Annotated in this window: 17 protein-coding genes; 5 read left to right on the top strand and 12 right to left on the bottom strand. The window is 39.1% G+C overall.

Annotation, left to right across the window (positions count from 1 at the left end; genetic code table 11):
• Positions 1-51: 51 nt before the first annotated feature.
• Positions 52-840, bottom strand: coding sequence for a 4Fe-4S cluster-binding domain-containing protein (locus AT683_RS02470; protein WP_058222163.1), 789 nt, complete (start codon positions 838-840; stop codon positions 52-54).
• 8 nt (positions 841-848) lie between these two features.
• On the bottom strand, positions 849-2,393 hold the full coding sequence (locus tag AT683_RS02465; RefSeq protein ID WP_058222162.1) for a YjjI family glycine radical enzyme: 1,545 nt from the start codon (positions 2,391-2,393) through the stop codon (positions 849-851).
• Positions 2,394-2,608: 215 nt separating this feature from the next.
• Between AT683_RS02465 and yczE the strand changes: the two genes are divergently transcribed.
• On the top strand, positions 2,609-3,265 hold the full coding sequence (gene yczE / locus AT683_RS02460) for a membrane protein YczE (RefSeq protein WP_005658016.1): 657 nt from the start codon (positions 2,609-2,611) through the stop codon (positions 3,263-3,265).
• Here yczE and AT683_RS02455 read toward each other — a convergent pair.
• From AT683_RS02455 to AT683_RS02440, 4 genes are all read right to left on the bottom strand, one after another.
• Positions 3,221-4,261 (bottom strand): glycosyltransferase family 9 protein, encoded by a 1,041-nt coding sequence (locus AT683_RS02455; RefSeq protein WP_058222161.1) that lies wholly within the window; start codon positions 4,259-4,261, stop codon positions 3,221-3,223. The genes yczE and AT683_RS02455 overlap by 45 nt on opposite strands.
• A 67-nt stretch (positions 4,262-4,328) precedes the next feature.
• Positions 4,329-5,408, bottom strand: a complete 1,080-nt coding sequence (gene fbaA / locus AT683_RS02450; RefSeq protein ID WP_058222160.1) for a class II fructose-bisphosphate aldolase — start codon at positions 5,406-5,408, stop codon at positions 4,329-4,331.
• Between the two features lie 111 nt (positions 5,409-5,519).
• Positions 5,520-6,680 carry a phosphoglycerate kinase gene (gene pgk / locus AT683_RS02445; RefSeq protein ID WP_011272099.1) on the bottom strand — a complete coding sequence of 387 codons (1,161 nt, stop codon included), beginning with the start codon at positions 6,678-6,680 and terminating at the stop codon, positions 5,520-5,522.
• A 95-nt stretch (positions 6,681-6,775) separates the two neighbouring features.
• The gene (locus AT683_RS02440; RefSeq protein ID WP_006995195.1) at positions 6,776-7,570 is read right to left on the bottom strand and encodes a ribonuclease T2 family protein; all 795 of its coding nucleotides are present in this window, start codon (positions 7,568-7,570) and stop codon (positions 6,776-6,778) included.
• A gap of 77 nt (positions 7,571-7,647) precedes the next feature.
• On the opposite strand from AT683_RS02440, the gene AT683_RS02435 reads away from it, so the two are divergent.
• On the top strand, positions 7,648-7,908 hold the full coding sequence (locus tag AT683_RS02435; protein WP_005651954.1) for a YfhL family 4Fe-4S dicluster ferredoxin: 261 nt from the start codon (positions 7,648-7,650) through the stop codon (positions 7,906-7,908).
• Between the two features lie 133 nt (positions 7,909-8,041).
• Here the strand turns inward: AT683_RS02435 and AT683_RS02430 are convergent, their stop codons facing one another.
• Genes AT683_RS02430 through tsaD form a run of 3 tightly spaced genes read right to left on the bottom strand, consistent with a single transcriptional unit; the run spans position 8,042 to position 10,917 of the window.
• Positions 8,042-9,262, bottom strand: a complete 1,221-nt coding sequence (locus tag AT683_RS02430; RefSeq protein ID WP_011272100.1) for an aromatic amino acid transport family protein — start codon at positions 9,260-9,262, stop codon at positions 8,042-8,044.
• 36 nt (positions 9,263-9,298) lie between these two features.
• The gene (locus AT683_RS02425) at positions 9,299-9,880 is read right to left on the bottom strand and encodes a thymidine kinase (RefSeq protein ID WP_005651950.1); all 582 of its coding nucleotides are present in this window, start codon (positions 9,878-9,880) and stop codon (positions 9,299-9,301) included.
• 8 nt (positions 9,881-9,888) lie between these two features.
• The gene (tsaD, locus tag AT683_RS02420; protein ID WP_005651947.1) at positions 9,889-10,917 is read right to left on the bottom strand and encodes a tRNA (adenosine(37)-N6)-threonylcarbamoyltransferase complex transferase subunit TsaD; all 1,029 of its coding nucleotides are present in this window, start codon (positions 10,915-10,917) and stop codon (positions 9,889-9,891) included.
• Between the two features lie 231 nt (positions 10,918-11,148).
• Between tsaD and rpsU the strand changes: the two genes are divergently transcribed.
• The 3 genes from rpsU (at position 11,149) to rpoD (ending at position 15,238) form a co-directional block, all read left to right on the top strand.
• Complete coding sequence (gene rpsU, locus AT683_RS02415; RefSeq protein ID WP_005627632.1) at positions 11,149-11,364, top strand: 30S ribosomal protein S21; 216 nt, start codon at positions 11,149-11,151, stop codon at positions 11,362-11,364.
• Positions 11,365-11,497: 133 nt separating this feature from the next.
• Positions 11,498-13,279 carry a DNA primase gene (dnaG, locus tag AT683_RS02410; protein WP_005660997.1) on the top strand — a complete coding sequence of 594 codons (1,782 nt, stop codon included), beginning with the start codon at positions 11,498-11,500 and terminating at the stop codon, positions 13,277-13,279.
• Between the two features lie 69 nt (positions 13,280-13,348).
• Complete coding sequence (gene rpoD / locus AT683_RS02405; protein ID WP_005666402.1) at positions 13,349-15,238, top strand: RNA polymerase sigma factor RpoD; 1,890 nt, start codon at positions 13,349-13,351, stop codon at positions 15,236-15,238.
• Between the two features lie 303 nt (positions 15,239-15,541).
• Here rpoD and aspA read toward each other — a convergent pair whose 3' ends face one another.
• The 3 genes from aspA to ureG all read right to left on the bottom strand — a co-directional run bounded on the left by aspA (position 15,542) and on the right by ureG (position 18,683).
• On the bottom strand, positions 15,542-16,960 hold the full coding sequence (gene aspA / locus AT683_RS02400) for an aspartate ammonia-lyase (protein WP_005687030.1): 1,419 nt from the start codon (positions 16,958-16,960) through the stop codon (positions 15,542-15,544).
• A 155-nt stretch (positions 16,961-17,115) separates the two neighbouring features.
• Complete coding sequence (locus tag AT683_RS02395; protein ID WP_005660991.1) at positions 17,116-17,931, bottom strand: urease accessory protein UreD; 816 nt, start codon at positions 17,929-17,931, stop codon at positions 17,116-17,118.
• Between the two features lie 74 nt (positions 17,932-18,005).
• Positions 18,006-18,683, bottom strand: coding sequence for an urease accessory protein UreG (gene ureG / locus AT683_RS02390; RefSeq protein WP_011272103.1), 678 nt, complete (start codon positions 18,681-18,683; stop codon positions 18,006-18,008).
• Positions 18,684-18,705 lie beyond the last annotated feature (22 nt).

Raw genomic sequence — 18,705 nt, 5'->3', positions numbered from 1 at the left:
TTGTTTTCTTATGAAAAGTCGGCGAATTTTCACCGCACTTTTTGTAAACGTCTATAAAATAGTCAAAACCTTGTTAATTCCACATTGACGTGCATAAGCAGCTAGGGCATTAGTTTCTTCCACACTTGGAATATATGCTGATAACCCTGATTCATCACGCGCACCTTTACTATGCACACGGATAATTTTTAATGCCACGTCTGGATAATTTCGTAGTAGTTGAGCAGCTTTGCTCACTAAATGTTCCGCATCAAAAAAATGCTTTAAAAAAACCAACCGCACTTCTTCCACTTTATTTAATGGCAATAAGGTAGCTAAATTTTGCAAATTCCGCTCCAGTTTGTCGTTTTTTATATGTAAACGTTCTGGCATCACTTGCTGTGGTACGATTCCTGCTTGATTTTTCCGATCGAAACAAAGTGTTTGCAAGCCAACCCCCTCTCCTTTCAGATCGAATAAAAATTTGTCAGTAACATCAATTAACGAACGAATGCGATCAAATTCAAAAAAGCCACTACTATCCAAATAACAAGTCAATCCTTTTGAACGTAAAGCCTTAAAGAGTGGCCCAAGTTTTTTGTGATGAATAGTGGGTTCTCCACCAGAAACCGTTACACCTCGAATAAAGGGAGTAGCTTCCATCACTTGATCATATAAGTACTGTAAACTGACTAATTTTGCACTTTCCGTATAACGTGGAATGGTTTCTGGATTATGGCAATACAAGCAATTTAGTTTACAGCCTTGTAAAAAAATACTGGTACGATTGCCTTGCCCTTCTACATTTGAAAACGGAATAATCCGATGCAACGGCACAAAAATCTCAGAAAGTGCGGTCATTTTTTCAATTATTTTTCAGCAGTGACATCTTTTTCATCGCGTAATTGGCGATCAAACACGTTGGCACATTCATCCGTACCCGAGCCATACCAAGTTGTATCGCGTAATGCGACTTCGCCTTTGCGATATTTTTCAACTTCGCTTTTCTTCACTAAATAACCTGTAACACGAATTAAATCTGTATTTTTCAAATAGGTGGTAATGTAGCGATAACCTAAGGAAAATGCACCATCAATAATATCTACCACCGCATCGCAGTGATCTACATAGGTTTGATCAAAGGCGAATAAATCCCCTGTACCAGATGGGAAATATTTATGGAACGGTGCAGACTGTTTCAAATGCGCAAGTAAAGTCGGTTCTTCGCCTACACGAATACGATGAGCCGGTGCGTTGCGTTTGTCTTCTTCGTGGTTGCTTGCGCCCACTTGCGCATGTAATAAATAACGATTGCCAGTGCGTTCTGCATAAACTCCTTCGTGCGCATCAGTAATTTCTTTCAATTTATCCATAATCGCTGTCGCAATTTCATCGCCACGAACGCTCTTACCAAAGGTTTCATTTAAGCCTTCACATTGTAATAAGTGATTTGTAGCATCAGCCAAGCCCACAATTGCGAACATCCCCGTAAAATTAGTACGTTTGATAAAGCCTTCTTTTTCGAGGAATGAACTGTTAAAGAAATTACTTTCTTCCACGACAAATTTGTGTCGTTTATCCATGGTTGAAAGAGCACATTTCGCCACTCGTGGTAATAATTTATTTACCATTTCATCCACACTTTTACAGGCGCGAGCAATCGTACCTAAACGTAAACGCGTTAATGTGTAAGCGCCGCCACATTCAGGCAGTGCGTTATAGCAACTTGCTACACCATATTCTTCGCCTAGATCGGAAATATAATAAGCATCGTTTGCAAAAGATGGTTTAGAAACCAACAAACAGGCTTTTGCTGCAAGTTCAGCAAACTCACGGCTCGTTTTAGATTTGTCATAACGAATAGTCATATTCGGTGTTGGTGCTTCAAGCTCAATCACTGCGCGTAAAATCAAGCGACCCGCTTTCGTGTCATAAGGTCCAATATTGGCATGACAGAATGAATCAGGCACAGTTTTGTCGATATGATTTAAAAAGCGTTTAATTTTGATGTAATCTTTTTCTTCATCAGTAATGAACGGTTCGAGCAACACATCAAGACGCCCAATATAAACAGGATAAGTTGTAATGGATGGCACGTGGGAGTAAAGAATCAATAATCCATCAAGCGCTTCATCAAGATCTTTTGGTGGCGGCAACTCTAAAAATTCGCAGCCTTTTTGAATATACACATTGTAATCAGGCAGGATATAGCGAGGACGATAAATTGCGTAACCTTCACATAAATCACAGATCATCTGATTCTGTAAAAAGCCCCATTCTTCATCGGTATAGCCAAGCAAATCACGAGGATCAAATAAACGCTCAGCAATATTGCCTAATGTCATTAATTTTTGATGATAAGTCAGATTATTGGCTTTAACCGTATCGAGAATATCTTGAAGTGAAGCTAACATAACGTCCCCTTTAAAAATGGTTTTGTATTGTACGCAATGGTAACAAAATAGACAATTTTGAAAACGTGAGGAAGATCACAGTTTTAGAAAATAAACATTATGCAAACGGTTACTCAAAATAAATAATATGTTTTTGATATAAATGAACTGACAAAATTATTTCTGTTTTTGCGTCTTTCCTTTTATGATAAAACGGAATATAAAAGGTAATAAATATGAAGAAAAAAGCACGCGTTATCCCCCACACATCTTGGGCAGCCACATCATTATGGACAGTGCAATATAAAACCATTTCAATCTTACTTTTTGCTCTTTCTATTTTAGGTATTGGAGATGGGCTTATTGTATTATCAGGTTTAGGATCGACACCTTGGACTGTACTTTCACAAGGTATAGCAATACAGACAAATTTTGACATTGGCTGGTCATCTTTTTTAATTAGTTGCGCAGTAATGTTGGTATGGAAACCACTCAAATTACGCCTTGGGCTTGGGACATTATTAAATATTATCATTATTGCTCTATTTCTAGGGATCACAACAAAAATACTGACGCCGCCAACCGCACTTTTTTCACGAATGATCTTCTGTCTGATCGGTATATTACTCTATGGTTTTGGAACTGCCTTATATCTCACTTGTCACTTAGGCGCAGGCCCTCGAGACGGATTAATGGTTGGTATTTGCCAACGTTTTCATTTAAGCATCAACGTGGTACGCTCAAGCCTTGAAATCTCGGTTTGTTTACTTGGTTTTTTACTTGGTGGTGTCGTTGGCTTGGGTACTGTCCTTTTCGCCACTAGCATAGGCAGCGTTGTTCAATTCTTCTTAAATATTATTGCTCGTTTGCCACATATTCCGTATGAAAAGTGATATTTCAGCTAACGCATTGTCTATTGAAATTAACTCTAAATTCATTTGAGTCTCTTTTCCCTCGGGTGGGCAAAATGCAAGATGCTTATCTACATCATTAATCGGTTTCCAACGTCTCGGCTGGGAAGAACGGCTGTTTGGATAAAATCCGATAGTCGGAATATTAAACGCGCTGCTCAAATGCAATGGTCCTGTAGATCCCGCAATAAATAAATCCGCACAAGCCAAAGAATGAGCAAAATCCACTAAACCTTTATTCTTATCGTAAACAACTACACATAAATCATTCACAAGAGCTGCCAATTTATGGGCGTTTTCACTTTCGCCAGGCCCTGCTGTCAGCACAACATTGCAATCAAATTCAGCCAATAAGCCTTTAATTAAATCCGCATATTGCGCTAAAGAAAGATTCGTTGCTGAGCCGCCAGAACCACTATGCACAAAGATCCATTTTTTATTCGCAGAAAGCCCTAAACTCTCTTGCAATAAAATTCGTTGATTTTCTACCGCACTTTTCTCGAAAGTTAAATAAGGCGGTTTAGGTTCAACAATTGGCATATTATGCTTTTGCAAAAAAGCGCGGACTAAATCTTGATTGTATTCAGCCTCCGATTTTTCAGAACGAGAACGGCGTTGTGTTAAGCGGTGATTATAGAGAATTTGAACCCATTTAGTCGCAGGTGCAAGGCGATATTTAATCCCACTTTTCCAAGCAAGTTTTCCATTATGGGTATTAGAAAAGAAACTAATCATTCCATCAAACTGCTGCGCTTTGATTTCCTGCACAAGACGATTGAAATCCGTTTTATCATTTTTTTTGCTATCAATAATAACATCATCAATAAACGGACAAACTTCCGCTAGAGGTGCAGTGTAACTCGGCACAAGTGCGGTTAATTTTAAAGAAGGATTTGATAACTTCAACATTGCAAAAGCAGGCCATGCTTGCATAAAATCGCCTAATTTATCGTTACGAATAACTAAGATCTTTTCCATAATTTCTCCGCTAAAATAAAAAACCGCACTAATAAAGTGCGGTCGTATTTTATGTTATTTTTATAGATTATAAAACATCAACACAGTTTAAGTCTTCGAAAGATTGTTCTAAGCGTTTAGACATAGATTCTTCCATTTTACGTAACCAAACACGTGGGTCGTAGTATTTTTTGTTTGGTGCATCTGGACCTTCAGGATTACCTAATTGACCTTGAAGATATGCTTCATTTGCTTTGTAGAAGTTCAAAATACCATTCCAAGACGCCCATTGCGTATCGGTATCAATGTTCATTTTGATTGCACCATAGCCAATTGCTTCGCGGATTTCTTCGCGGCTAGAACCAGAACCACCGTGGAATACGAAATTAATTGGTTTCGCAGGAAGATTGCGTTCTTTCGCAACGAACTCTTGTGACGCGCCTAAAATAGATGGTTTTAATTTCACGTTACCTGGTTTGTAAACACCGTGTACGTTACCGAATGCTGCAGCAACGGTAAAGCTAGGGCTTACTGGGTGTAATTGGTCATAAACATAAAGTACGTCAGAGGGTTGTGTATATAAACGTGATTCATCAACATCAGAATTATCTACGCCGTCTTCTTCGCCACCAGTAATGCCAATTTCGATTTCAAGGGTCATCCCCATTTTATCCATACGAGCAAGATATTCACGGCAAATCGCCATATTTTCTTCCATTGGTTCTTCTGATAAATCAATCATATGTGAAGAGAAAAGTGGGCGACCCGTTTCAGCAAAATGTTTTTCGCCTGCATCTAATAAACCGTCGATCCAAGGTAATAATTTTTTCGCTGCGTGGTCAGTGTGAAGAATAACAGGCACACCGTATTCTTTCGCTAAAGTATGAACCTGTTTCGCACCAGCGATTGCACCAAGTACATCAGGACGAGTACCACTCGTTGGTTTGATACCTTTACCTGCATAGAAAGCTGCGCCACCATTTGAGAATTGAATAATCACTGGCGCTTTTACGCGAGCAGCAGTTTCTAACACAGCATTAACAGAGTCAGAACCCACACAGTTTACCGCAGGAATAGCAAAGTTATGCTCTTTTGCATAAGCAAAAACTTTTTGCACATCTTCGCCTGTTACAACACCAGGTTTCACGATATCTAATAATTTAGCCATACTTGTGTTTCCTTTTTTATGTTTAGCGAGACAAGCCCGCAATTTGAAGAATTTATATTGATGATGGCATTTTTGATGCCACCATCAATATGTTATAGAGGAAAAGTGCGGTTAGTTTTTCGCACGTTTTTCAAGAATTTCTACTGCAGGTAATACTTTGCCTTCTACAAATTCTAAGAACGCACCGCCACCCGTTGAAATGTAAGAGATCTTGTCAGCAATACCGAATAAATCAATAGCCGCTAAGGTATCGCCGCCGCCAGCAATAGAGAATGCATCGCTGTTTGCAATGGCGTGAGAAATGATTTCAGTCCCTTTACGGAAGTGAGGGAACTCAAACACACCAACTGGGCCATTCCACAAAACGGTTTTTGCATTTTTGATAATTTCAGCCAATTGTTCTGCTGATTTATCGCCAATATCAAAAATAGATTCATCATCTTTCACTTCATTTACCGCTTTTTCTGTTGCTGCTGCCGTTTCAGAGAACTCTAAACCTACACGCACATCAACTGGAACTGGAATATCTGTATTTGCGGCTAATTCTTTCGCAACTGGCATTAAATCAGCTTCATATAAAGATTTACCTACATTGTGACCAGCTGCCGCGATGAAAGTATTTGCAATGCCACCGCCCACAATAATTTGGTCAGCGATTTTTGAAAGAGAATTTAATACTTCTAATTTAGTTGAAACTTTAGAACCGCCTACGATCGCGACCATTGGACGAGCAGGTTCTTTTAATGCTTTACCTAATGCATCTAATTCAGCGGCTAATAATGGGCCTGCACAAGCGATCGGTGCAAATTCTGCAACGCCGTAAGTTGATGCTTGCGCGCGGTGCGCTGTACCAAAGGCATCCATTACAAATACATCGCAAAGTGCGGCATATTTTTTACCTAATTCTGGATCATTTTTCTTTTCGCCTTTGTTTATGCGTACGTTTTCTAAAACAACGATTTCGCCATCTTTAACATCCACACCATTTAAATAATCTTGTTCTAAACGCACATTAAAGCCTGCGTTTTTTAAGTAATCAACAACTGGTTGTAAAGAATCTTCTGGTGTGAATTCTCCTTCAGTTGGACGACCTAAGTGAGAAGTTACCATCACTTTCGCGCCTTTTTCTAAGGCTAATTTTAAAGTAGGAATGGTCGCACGAATACGCGCATCTGAGGTCACTTTGCCATCTTTTACTGGCACATTAAGATCTGCACGGATAAATACACGTTTACCCGCTAAATCTAAATCGGTCATTTTGATTACTGACATAATCTATCCTCTTGTTAAGTTAAAATTAAAATTGAAAACTTTTCGTATTATACCTACTTCGTACTAGGTTGTAACGATTTAGATCAAAGAAATTCTTATTTGCTTTGGCAATTCATTACCTGCCATTTTTTATCATAACAAATAAATAATTCATTTCGACTAGCCCTCAAATACGCATTTTTTAATTGTGGATTATGTTGCTTCATCCAACCAAAAAGTTCATCTCTACTTAATTTTTGATTCGGTAATTTTAATGCGTTAAATAATTCCTGCTCCTTAGCAAAATATTGCTGGGCAGAATCAAAGGCGCAACTACCGTGTTTTTCCCATTCGCCTTGCAATAATTTCTCGCCCGGAGAAATCGCCAAATATTGTGCTAATAAACCTTTTGGCAAGGCGGGTAAATCGCCTTTGCAAAAACGAGGATGATCTGAAACAGCGCGAGCATTTGCATTTTGTGGCCATAGCCCATGTACAACCCAACCAAAAGTGCGGTTATTTCCACATTGATATTGAGAGGAATAAGGCAACTGATCGCCATATTTTTCACGCTGAATATCACAAAATCCAGGCGACCAAGATAATGCCAACATATAATAATCGACCGGTGCCTTTGCGTTTTGCCCAATATGATCATTGCGCATAATCACATCATAGTTTGCAAAAACATCTGGATTTTTTACCGCACTTTTTTCAATATCCGTCCGCTTTGTCTCAAATTGAGGCTCGAATTTAGGTTCAAATTTAGGCTCAGATACTTTTGTTTGCTTCGTCTGCTCAATTACGGGCGAGGATGATTGATGTTTAGTTTTGGTTGTATCGGTAAAATATTGCCAAATTGCTAATATAACGAGAACAATAAGAGAAAGAATGGAAGTAAGTTTTTTCATAAATTTTGTTTAGTTTTTGTCAATCAAGTTTTTGTCGGCTATAATTCGCCGCTTTCAACTTTCTATTAAGGATCACAATGGCATTATTCATCACTAGCAAATGTACCAACTGCGATATGTGCTTGCCTGAATGCCCAAACGAAGCCATTTCCATTGGCGATGAGATTTATGTGATCGATCCTATACTTTGCACGGAATGTGTCGGCCATTACGACACCCCAACCTGCCAAAAAGTTTGCCCAATCACTAACTGTATTAAGCCCGATCCTGAACATCAAGAAACCGAAGAACAGCTTTGGGAACGCTTTGTAATGATTCATCATTCGGATAAATTGTAGAAAATAACTTCCCTTACTTGTGGGGGAAGATGCCCGAAGGACGGAAGGGGGCTTTCTATATCTCCCCTCAACCTTCGGCAGCTCCCCTGCAAACAGAGGAAGAAAAGTGTTTTCTCTAGGGAAAAATCAAATATTACCCCGCCACCACTGGTAAATATCCCCATTGAATTAAAAATGGAATGAGCATAATCACGACGCCAATTAATAACGCAAACACCAAAGCGAAATTACCGCCAGAAACACGATATGGCAATGTTGGATTTTCAATACGTGTACGCCATGCCAAGCTAATTGGTAAAATTAAGCAATAGAACGCACACAACAAACCTGCGTAACTTAATGCTGTAATAAATCCTTCAGGATAAAACAATGCAAATACAAGTGGCGGTAAAAATGCGGCTACAGTTAATACAAAGCGATTATTTGGCAAATGATAGCGTTTGAATAAATCACCTAAGCCTTCAAATACACCAAGCATTACGCCTAAGAATGAAGTAATTAAAGCAAGTGATGAGAACACACGTACAACCTCTCCCATAAAATGAGAACCTGTAATTTCACGTGTTGCATTCACTAAGCCATTTAGCGTTGGGTCAGCTTGTAAAATATGCACAAATTCACTTTGACTTAATACACCATGAGTTGCTAACTGCCATACAAGGTAAGCAGCTAATGGAATCGCAGTACCAATCAAAATGGCACGACGAAATTTATCAACACTTCCACCTAAGTAGCTATTCACACTCGCCATTATAACGTGGAAACCGAAAGAAGTAAAAAATATTGGTGCCGCAGAAACCACAAAAGCATAATCCAAAGGCAATGCCATTAAATTATCTGTTGCCACTTTGGGAAGCATCATAAACAGTACAAAAGCAAAAGCGACTAACTTACCAATAAATAACACGCGAGTTAAACCATCCACGCCTTTCGTTCCTACAACCACGAAAGAACCTAATACAACAGTAAAGATAATAATCGCCGTTTTAAGTGAGATTGCGTCCATTCCAAAAGCCGTTGGCAAGCCTGAAAGTAAAGATCCACCACCAGTAATATAAGCGGCTGAAAGTGCATAAAGTAAAACTAACAAACTCAACGTGGCGAAAATTCGCCCAGGAACCCCAAAATATTTTTCAGCGAGCGTGGCGACACCATCATCCAACTGATCCGCTGTTTGATACACTTCTACAAACAACAATCCGCTGTAAACCAACAAAGCCCACAAGCCAACGAGCAATAACAGGGTATAACCAAAGCCCATACCCGCTGATGTAAGCGGCATAGCAAGCATACCTGCTCCAATGGTTGTGCCTGCAATAATCAGCGCACTCCCAAAAGTTTTGTTTTTTAGCATAAAATTGTCCTTATAATGTTGTGTTTAAAAACTAATTTAAATTTGACCGCACTTTTCTTTATAGTGTAAACGGCAAACAGAAAGATAAGAATCATTGCCCCCAATTTGAATTTGTGCACCTTCTTTAATGACCTCGCCCTGATCATTTAAACGCAAAACAAAATTAGCCTTGCGGCCACAATAACAAATTGTTTTTAATTCTTCGAGTTGATCCGCCCAAGCCAGTAAATATTTACTTCCTTCAAAAAGTTCCGCTTGGAAATCTGTACGCAAGCCATAACAAAGCACAGGGATTTTGAGTTTATCAACAACATCACTCAACTGGTAAACTTGTTGTTTGCTAAGAAATTGAGCTTCATCCACCAACACGCAATGCACTTTTTCTTTTTTTAAGTGCTCATTGATTTCATCAAACAAATTGGTTTCCGAGCGAAATAAAAAGGCATCTTGCGAAATGCCAATACGCGATGTGACTTTTCCCACGCCAAAACGATCATCAATCGCAGCCGTATAAACTAATGTGCTCATATCACGCTCACGATAGTTATAGGAAGATTGTAGCAACGTCGTTGATTTTCCAGCGTTCATTGTGGAGTAATAGAAGTAGAGTTTCGCCATTTTTTCTCCTAAATTGCCGGTAATTCCGTCATTGCCCAACGAGGTTTAACATCAATAGCCAGATCGCTATGCTGACCTTGTTTTAAACGTAAAAAACCTGTGTAAGCAATCATTGCGCCATTATCTGTACAAAATTGAGGTTGAGGATAAAACACTTCGCCACCTAAATTTTGCATTAAGTGCGCAAGCGTTTCTCGGAGTTTTTTATTTGCACTCACTCCTCCCGCAATCACTAAACGTTTATAGCCAGTTTCTTTTAATGCGCGCTTACATTTAATGGCAAGAGTATCCACCACCGCATCTTGGAAAGCATAAGCAATATCCGATTTAGTTTGTTCTGTCAGTTCGCCCTCGTTTTTAATTGCTTGATTAACTGTATTTGCGGCAAATGTTTTTAAACCAGAAAAACTAAAATCAAGGCCTGCACGATCTGTCATTGGACGTGGAAATATAAAGCGATTTGGCGTGCCTTTTTCCGCTAAACGAGAAAGTGCCGCGCCGCCTGGATAATCTAATCCAAGTAATTTTGCTGTTTTATCAAAGGCTTCGCCAGCAGCATCATCAATAGATTCTCCTATCACTTCATATTTTCCTACACCATCGACACGCACTAATTGAGTGTGGCCACCCGATACCAACAGAGCAACAAAAGGAAAGTGCGGTGAATTTTCATCAAGCATTGGCGCAAGTAAATGCCCTTCCATATGATGAACACCAATCGCTGGCACATTCCAAGCATAGGCTAAAGAACGTGCAATCGTAGCACCAACAAGCAATGCGCCGACAAGCCCAGGGCCACTAGTATAAGCAATACCATCAATATCGCTTGCGGTTAAATTGGCTTCCTCTAATGCCGCTTTAATAAGAGGCGCTGTTTTCCGAATATGATCACGTGATGCTAATTCAGGAACCACACCACCATAATCTGCATGCAGGGCAATTTGAGTATAAAGTTGATTAGCAATTAACCCTTTTTCTTCATCATAAATCGCCACGCCCGTTTCATCACAGGAAGTTTCAATGCCTAAGATTTTCATTGATTTTCTTAATTTATTACCTAAAATGTTGCGCGATTTTACCCTGTTTAAGCGGTTTTAACCAGTTGAAACCACAAATATTAAGGTTAATTGGCATTCTATCCTTTACTTTTTCCCTAAAAATAGATTAGAATTGCGTCCTTTATTAAATTTGTCATTTACACACAGGTGCTTTGGCAAAAATAAAATTTTAAATTGCAATTAAATTAAACTCATTGAGGTGATTGGCTTATGCCTGTAATTAAAGTACGTGAAAACGAATCATTTGACGTAGCTTTACGTCGTTTCAAACGCTCTTGCGAAAAAGCGGGAATCTTAGCTGAAGTACGCGCTCGCGAATTTTACGAAAAACCAACTACAATTCGTAAACGTGAAAATGCAACACTTGCAAAACGTCACGCAAAACGCAACGCTCGCGAAAACGCGCGCAATACCCGTTTATACTAATTTATAGTATTTTCTGACTCGAGTTAAGACAAACCGTGAATCCTTTGGACTCACGGTTTTGTTACTTTAAGCACAATAAAAATCTACGCCAAAAACGACCGCACTTTCACACCACGATCACGGAGGCTCGACAATGAAAGGTTCTATTCCACGCCCCTTTATTGATGATTTGCTGACAAAGTCCGATATTGTCGATGTGATTAACACGCGCGTAAAACTAAAAAAAGCTGGCCGCGATTATCAAGCCTGCTGCCCTTTCCATCACGAAAAAACACCATCCTTCACAGTTAGCCAAAAGAAACAGTTTTATCATTGCTTTGGTTGTGGTGCACATGGTAATGCGATTTCCTTTTTAATGGATTATGACAAACTTGAATTTATAGAGGCGATTGAAGAACTTGCAGCAATGGCAGGGCTTGAAATACCTTACGAAAAACGCGCTAATCACAGCGGAAAACCTCAAGCTAATTACCAAACCAAACGAAATCTCTATGAATTAATGCAAGAGATTGCCACGTTTTATCAAAACCAATTACCATTAAATACTCAAGCACAAGAATATTTACAACAACGTGGGCTTTCACCTGAAATTATTGAGCGTTTCCAAATTGGGTTTGTGCCGAATGCAATGGATACTGTACTGCGTAAATTTGGTGTTAATCGTGAAGAACAACAAAAACTCATTGAATTAGGCATGCTTTCTCGAAATGATCGTGGCAATATTTACGATAAATTCCGAAATCGCATCATGTTTCCGATTCGTGATAAACGTGGTCGCACAGTGGCTTTTGGTGGGCGTGTATTAACAGATGAAAAACCGAAATATCTGAATTCGCCAGAAACCATTACTTATCATAAAGGTAAGGAGCTTTATGGTTTGTATGAAGCCTTACAAACCAACGATGAACCCAAACAATTACTTGTTGTTGAAGGTTATATGGACGTGGTGGCATTAGCACAATTTGGCGTGGATTATGCGGTCGCTTCTTTAGGTACGTCCACGACATCAGAACAAATTCAACTTATTTTTCGTTCGACCGAACAGGTTGTTTGTTGTTACGATGGTGACCGTGCAGGACGTGATGCTGCTTGGCGAGCACTAGAAAATGCGTTGCCTTACTTAGAAGATGGCAGACAACTCAAATTTATTTTCTTGCCAGATGGAGAAGATCCTGATACTTACATTCGTCAATACGGCAAAGAAAAATTTGAAGAATACATCGAAAGTGCGCAATCTTTAAGCGAGTTTATGTTTGCACATTTAAGTCCTCAGGTTGATTTTTCCACTAAAGAAGGGCGCGGAAAATTAGTTGCGCTAGCTGCGCCGTTAATTCACCAAATTCCAGGAGAAATGCTTCGCTTATCGCTACGCAATATGCTTGCTCAAAAACTTGGGATTTTTGATCAAACTCAGCTGGAAAATCTTATTCCCAAACAATTAGAACAAGCCAATACACAACAAAAAGTCACTCATAATAAGATCAAGAAGACACCAATGCGAATGGTCATTTCATTGCTTCTGCAAAATCCTGAGTTAGTAAAACGTATGTCTGAAAGCGGCGTGCAAGCATTACGTGCAGAAGCAGGGTTTGAAATTCTGGAAAAATTGACCGCACTTTGTCGCCAACGAGAGGGCATTACTACGGGGCAAATTTTGGAATACTTCCGCAATACATCTTACAGTAATCCCCTTGAAATACTGGCAACTTGGGATCATTTATTAGACGAATCCGACATAATCAACGCATTTTCTCAAAATTACCGTCGCTTAAATATTCAAGCTATTGAGCGCGATATTGAAATGCTTATTGCTAAAGAACGAACAGAGGGTCTCACTAATGAAGAAAAAACGGTACTTGTACATCTTTTAGCTGGTAAAGAACAGCAGAAAAAACAGTTAGTGAATCCGCTATAACAATGGTAGAATCTCAAGTTCATAAAAAATCTTATCTTCTCAATCACATCAAGCAAAATGAGTATAAAAATGGAAAAAAATCAACAATCTACGGCTGAACAATATTCAGAACAAATTGAGCAATTGATGGAGCTAGGTCGTACACAAGGGTATTTAACTTTTGCTGAAATCAATGACTTATTGCCCGAAGATGCTATTGATCCAGAATATTACGACAAATTGCTACAAACATTGCAAAATGATGCAGGTATCCCTGTATTAGATGAAGCACCAGAAAGCGATGATATGATGTTGAGTGATACCATCCCTGATGAAGATGCAGTGGAAGAAGCAACTCAAATTCTTTCAAATGTAGAATCTGAAATCGGTCGAACAACGGATCCCGTACGCATGTATATGCGCGAAATGGGAACGGTGGATCTTCTTACTCGTGAAGATGAAATTAGCATTGCAAAACGTATTGAAGGAGGGATTGATGAAGTTCAAACCTCTATCGCAGCCTATCCTGAAGCATTAAATGGATTACTAAAAAATTATGATGATGTAGAAAAAGGTAATTTCCGTTTGACCGATTTAATTACGGGTTTTGTTGATCCAAATGCCGAAATAGAAGAACACAACGGACTTGATGAAGACTTTTCTGACGAAGATGATGAAGAAGAATCTAGTAATGCAGATGTGGAAGACAATGAAGATGAAGAAGACAATGAATCAGAATCTACATCAGATTCAAGCGACTCTGATAACAGTATTGATCCTGAAGTTGCTCGCGAAAAATTTCAGCAATTAAGAGAACAGCACTCTAAAACCCTTGCTGTTATTGAAAAACACGGTCGCTCTGGAAAACGTGCCCAAGATCAAATTGCACTACTTGGCGAAATTTTTAAACAATTCCGTTTAGTACCAAAACAATTTGATTTACTCGTTCTATCAATGAAAGAAATGATGAAACGTGTGCGCTACCAAGAACGTCAGCTACAAAAAATATTAGTGGATATAGCAGGAATGCCAAAGGATGATTTTGAAAAAATTATTACCACTAATGGCAGTAACAGTGAATGGGTAGCAAAAGCATTAAAATCTAGCAAACCTTGGGCTAAACGTTTAATTAAATATGAAGATCGTATTTATGAAGCCTTAAACAATCTAGCGATAACAGAAGAAAATACTAAACTTACCATTACTCAAATGCGTGACATCTGCGATGCAGTCGCACGAGGCGAACAAAAAGCACGTCGAGCTAAAAAAGAAATGGTTGAAGCTAACTTGCGTTTAGTAATTTCCATCGCGAAAAAATACACAAATCGAGGTTTACAATTCTTAGATTTAATTCAAGAAGGGAATATCGGTTTAATGAAAGCGGTAGATAAATTTGAATATCGACGTGGCTACAAATTCTCTACATATGCTACTTGGTGGATTCGTCAAGCAATCACTCGCTCTATTGCGGATCAAGCGCGTACAATCCGTATTCCTGTGCATATGATTGAAACAATCAATAAACTTAATCGTATTTCTCGCCAGTTGTTACAAGAAATGGGACGGGAAGCAACACCAGAAGAATTGGCAGAACGTATGGGAATGCCAGAAGATAAAATCCGTAAAGTACTGAAAATTGCAAAAGAGCCGATTTCTATGGAAACACCTATTGGCGATGACGATGATTCGCATTTAGGGGATTTTATTGAAGATTCAACCTTAGAACTTCCTCTTGATTCTGCCACAGCACAAAGTTTAAAAGTTGCAACTCACGAAGTGCTAGAAGGCTTGACGCCACGTGAAGCAAAAGTATTACGTATGCGTTTTGGCATTGATATGAATACCGACCATACACTTGAAGAAGTGGGTAAACAATTCGATGTAACACGCGAACGTATTCGTCAAATTGAAGCAAAAGCATTACGTAAATTACGTCATCCTAGCCGTTCTGAAACACTGAGAAGTTTTTTAGATGAATAGAGAGAAACATAAAAGAGAAAAATCGATCTAATCTTAAAAAATCAGATACATTTGTTTAAGGACTAAATTCTATAATCCGCAGAATTTAGTCCTTTTACTTTTACTTAAAGCACCGCATTAATATGCATTCAAATTTCAACTATTTTAGTTAGATAAGCCATTAACATTTAACAATGGCAACAAATATTGGTTATTTAAAACATTTTAATCATAAAAAAATCTGCGCCCCAATTAGCTGGTTTATTTATTCAGCTTTAAGGCACAGATTAAAGTGCGGTAAATTTTTTTGATATTTGGCGTAAATTATTTATTTAATTTCGCTTTGTAAGTTGGATTCATTAAGTTTTCTACAGAAAGAATGTCATCCAATTGCTCTTCTGTTAATAAACCTTTTTCTAACACAACTTCACGTACGCCTTTGCCTGTTTGCGCACAGATTTTACCCACTAAGTCGCCGTTGTGGTGACCAATAAATGGGTTCAAGTAAGTCACGATACCGATTGAATTAAACACGTAGTTTTCACAAATTTCTTTGTTTACAGTGATGCCATCCACACATTTATCACGTAAGTTCACACAAGCATTGGTTAAGATGTCGATAGATTCGAACATTGCTTGACCAATCACGGGTTCCATTACGTTTAATTGTAATTGACCTGCTTCAGATGCGAAGGTCACAGTGGTATCGTTACCAATTACTTTAAAGCATACTTGGTTCACCACTTCTGGAACAACTGGGTTTACTTTTGCTGGCATAATAGAAGAACCCGCTTGTAATTCAGGAAGATTAATTTCTTTTAAACCTGCACGTGGGCCAGAAGAAAGTAAACGCAAGTCATTACATACTTTAGAAAGTTTCACTGCAGTACGTTTTAATGCACCGTGAACCATGACATAAGCACCACAGTCAGATGTTGCTTCAATTAAGTTTTCTGCTGGTACACAAGCTAATCCAGTCACTTCAGCAAGGTGTTTTACAACTAATTCTGTATAGCCTTGTGGCGTATTTAAACCAGTACCGATTGCAGTCGCACCAAGGTTTACTTCAAGTAATAAACCTGCTGTACGTTTTAAGTTACGCACTTCTTCTTCAAGTAATACGGAGAAAGCTTTGAATTCTTGACCAACAGTCATTGGCACCGCATCTTGCAATTGGGTACGACCCATTTTTAAGATATTTGCAAACTCTTTTGCTTTATTATCAAAACCGTCGTGTAAATATTGAATTTTATCGATCAATTTTAAGATGCTGTTATACACTGCAATACGGAAACCAGTAGGATACGCATCGTTGGTTGATTGGCTTGCATTAACGTGATCCATCGGATTAATCACGTTATATTCGCCTTTTTTATGACCAATTTTTTCAAGGGCAAGATTAGCAACCACTTCATTAGTATTCATATTGACAGACGTACCTGCACCACCTTGATATACATCTGATGGGAATTGATCTAAGCATTTTCCAGTGGTAAGGATTTCATCACAAGCTGCTACAATCGCTTTTGCAATATCACTTGGAATTGCACCTAATTCGCCATTGGCTAAAGCCGTTGCTTTTTTTACCATTACCATACCACGTACAAACTCAGGCACGTCAGAAATGGTTACGTTAGAAATATTGAAATTTTCTACCGCTCTTAATGTATGAATCCCCCAGTATGCTTCTGCAGGCACATCACGTTCGCCAAGTAAATCTACTTCTTTTCTAAATTGAGTCATTTTAATCACCTTTTTGGGTTAGTTAATTTATCGTCATTATAGAAATTTCAAGAAGAAAAAACTTGATGAAGATCACATTTTCAAAAAATGCTCTCAAGACATATTTTCATTTTTCGGATTAGTTTTTTTAGGGAAAAATGTTCTATCTATCAATCTTACACAGATTTCAATAGCCTACCAATTTTCTCAAATAATTTCTGAATTTGCTCTGCACGACACCCGAGTACCCGCACCATTAAACCATATTCATTGAGTTGTGATATGCCTATCAGTAGATCTTTTTCTTCCGTACTTTGTTGCTGCAAGGCTTGCACCTGTTGTTTGATTTCCGCATTATTTTTCGCCAAATTTAGATAAGTCAGCGAACCTTGATGGGAATAATTTTCCATCTGACTCAAAGCGGTAAGATTCATTTTAGACGGCAGCCACTGGATACAATCACTGACAAGCGGTCGTTTTTTGCCATCGTCTTTCAAAGTATAAATCTTCAAATGGGAAGAAAACTGGCGGAAGGCAAAACGTTCATCATTCAACACCCGCCCAATCGCCACGATTTCACCGTAAATCAGCTCGCTTTGTTCGCCCATTTCAATCTGGGTTTGCTGCTTAAAAACGGAATCTTTATGTAACACCAACGGATGCGGCAAATAGAATAAACGACTGTTTTCCGCAAGCAAAATATGGGTTGTTTGCATCGCACTGTCGCCTTCATTCATCGCCTGCACCCGAGTAAATGCCTGCGTATTTAAAGAAAGTGCGGTCAATTTTGCCAACGAAATATCAATCTCTAACAGATCGCCCGCCAGCACCCCAGGGGAGGAGGACATCTGCATCGCATTCAAGCCATTCGCCCACGCATCATCGTAACTTGGCAACGTTATCACTTTAAACGGTGGCGTCGCAAAGTATTCAGCAAGCTGGGTTTTACCGCTGGAGGAAAGTTTGGTGGAAAGGGATAATTTGCTGTTCATAGATTTTGTAGGGGCTAATTACATTAGCCCCGATATTTCACCAATAATTGGGCAAATGTAATTTGCCCCTACGATTAACGAACCAAAGATGCAGGTTCTTCCACATTCTTCAACAACGCATATTTTTCGATCCAACCGATCACGCCATCCAGATTTTCTTTTTTCATCAGGTTAGTGAAAATAAACGGCTGACCGTTACGCATACGACGAGCATCACGTTCCATGACGCTTAAGTCAACACCAACGAATGGAGCAAGATCAGTTTTGTTGATCACAAGTAAATCTGAACGAGTGATACCCGGCCCACCTTTACGAGGGATTTTTTCCCCTTGAGCCACGTCAATCACGAAAATTGTCACGTCTGCCAAATCAGGGCTAAAAGTCGCTGAAAGGTTATCGCCACCTGATTCAATGAACACGATTTCCACATCAGGGAAACGAGTCACCATTTCGTCCACGGCTTCTAAATTCATCGAGGCATCTTCACGAATTGCTGTGTGCGGGCAACCGCCCGTTTCCACGCCCATAATTCGCTCTGGTGGAAGCAAACTATTTTTCGTTAAAAATTCCGCATCTTCTTGGGTGTAAATATCGTTAGTAATGACTGCTACGCTATATTTTGACGCTATTTCACGAGTGAGTTTTTCAATTAACGCGGTTTTGCCTGCGCCAACAGGACCTGCTACGCCAATTTTAATGTAGTTACGCATAATGTTCCTTTTGTTTATCATCGTAGCAACTGTGTTGCTCATGGGTGTAGGGGCAAGTTACATT

Origin of the sequence: Haemophilus influenzae (assembly GCF_001457655.1) — a bacterium.
GTDB lineage: Bacteria > Pseudomonadota > Gammaproteobacteria > Enterobacterales > Pasteurellaceae > Haemophilus > Haemophilus influenzae.
The sequence above is the reverse complement of the archived record's forward strand: the minus strand, read 5'-3'. Positions and strand labels throughout refer to the sequence as shown.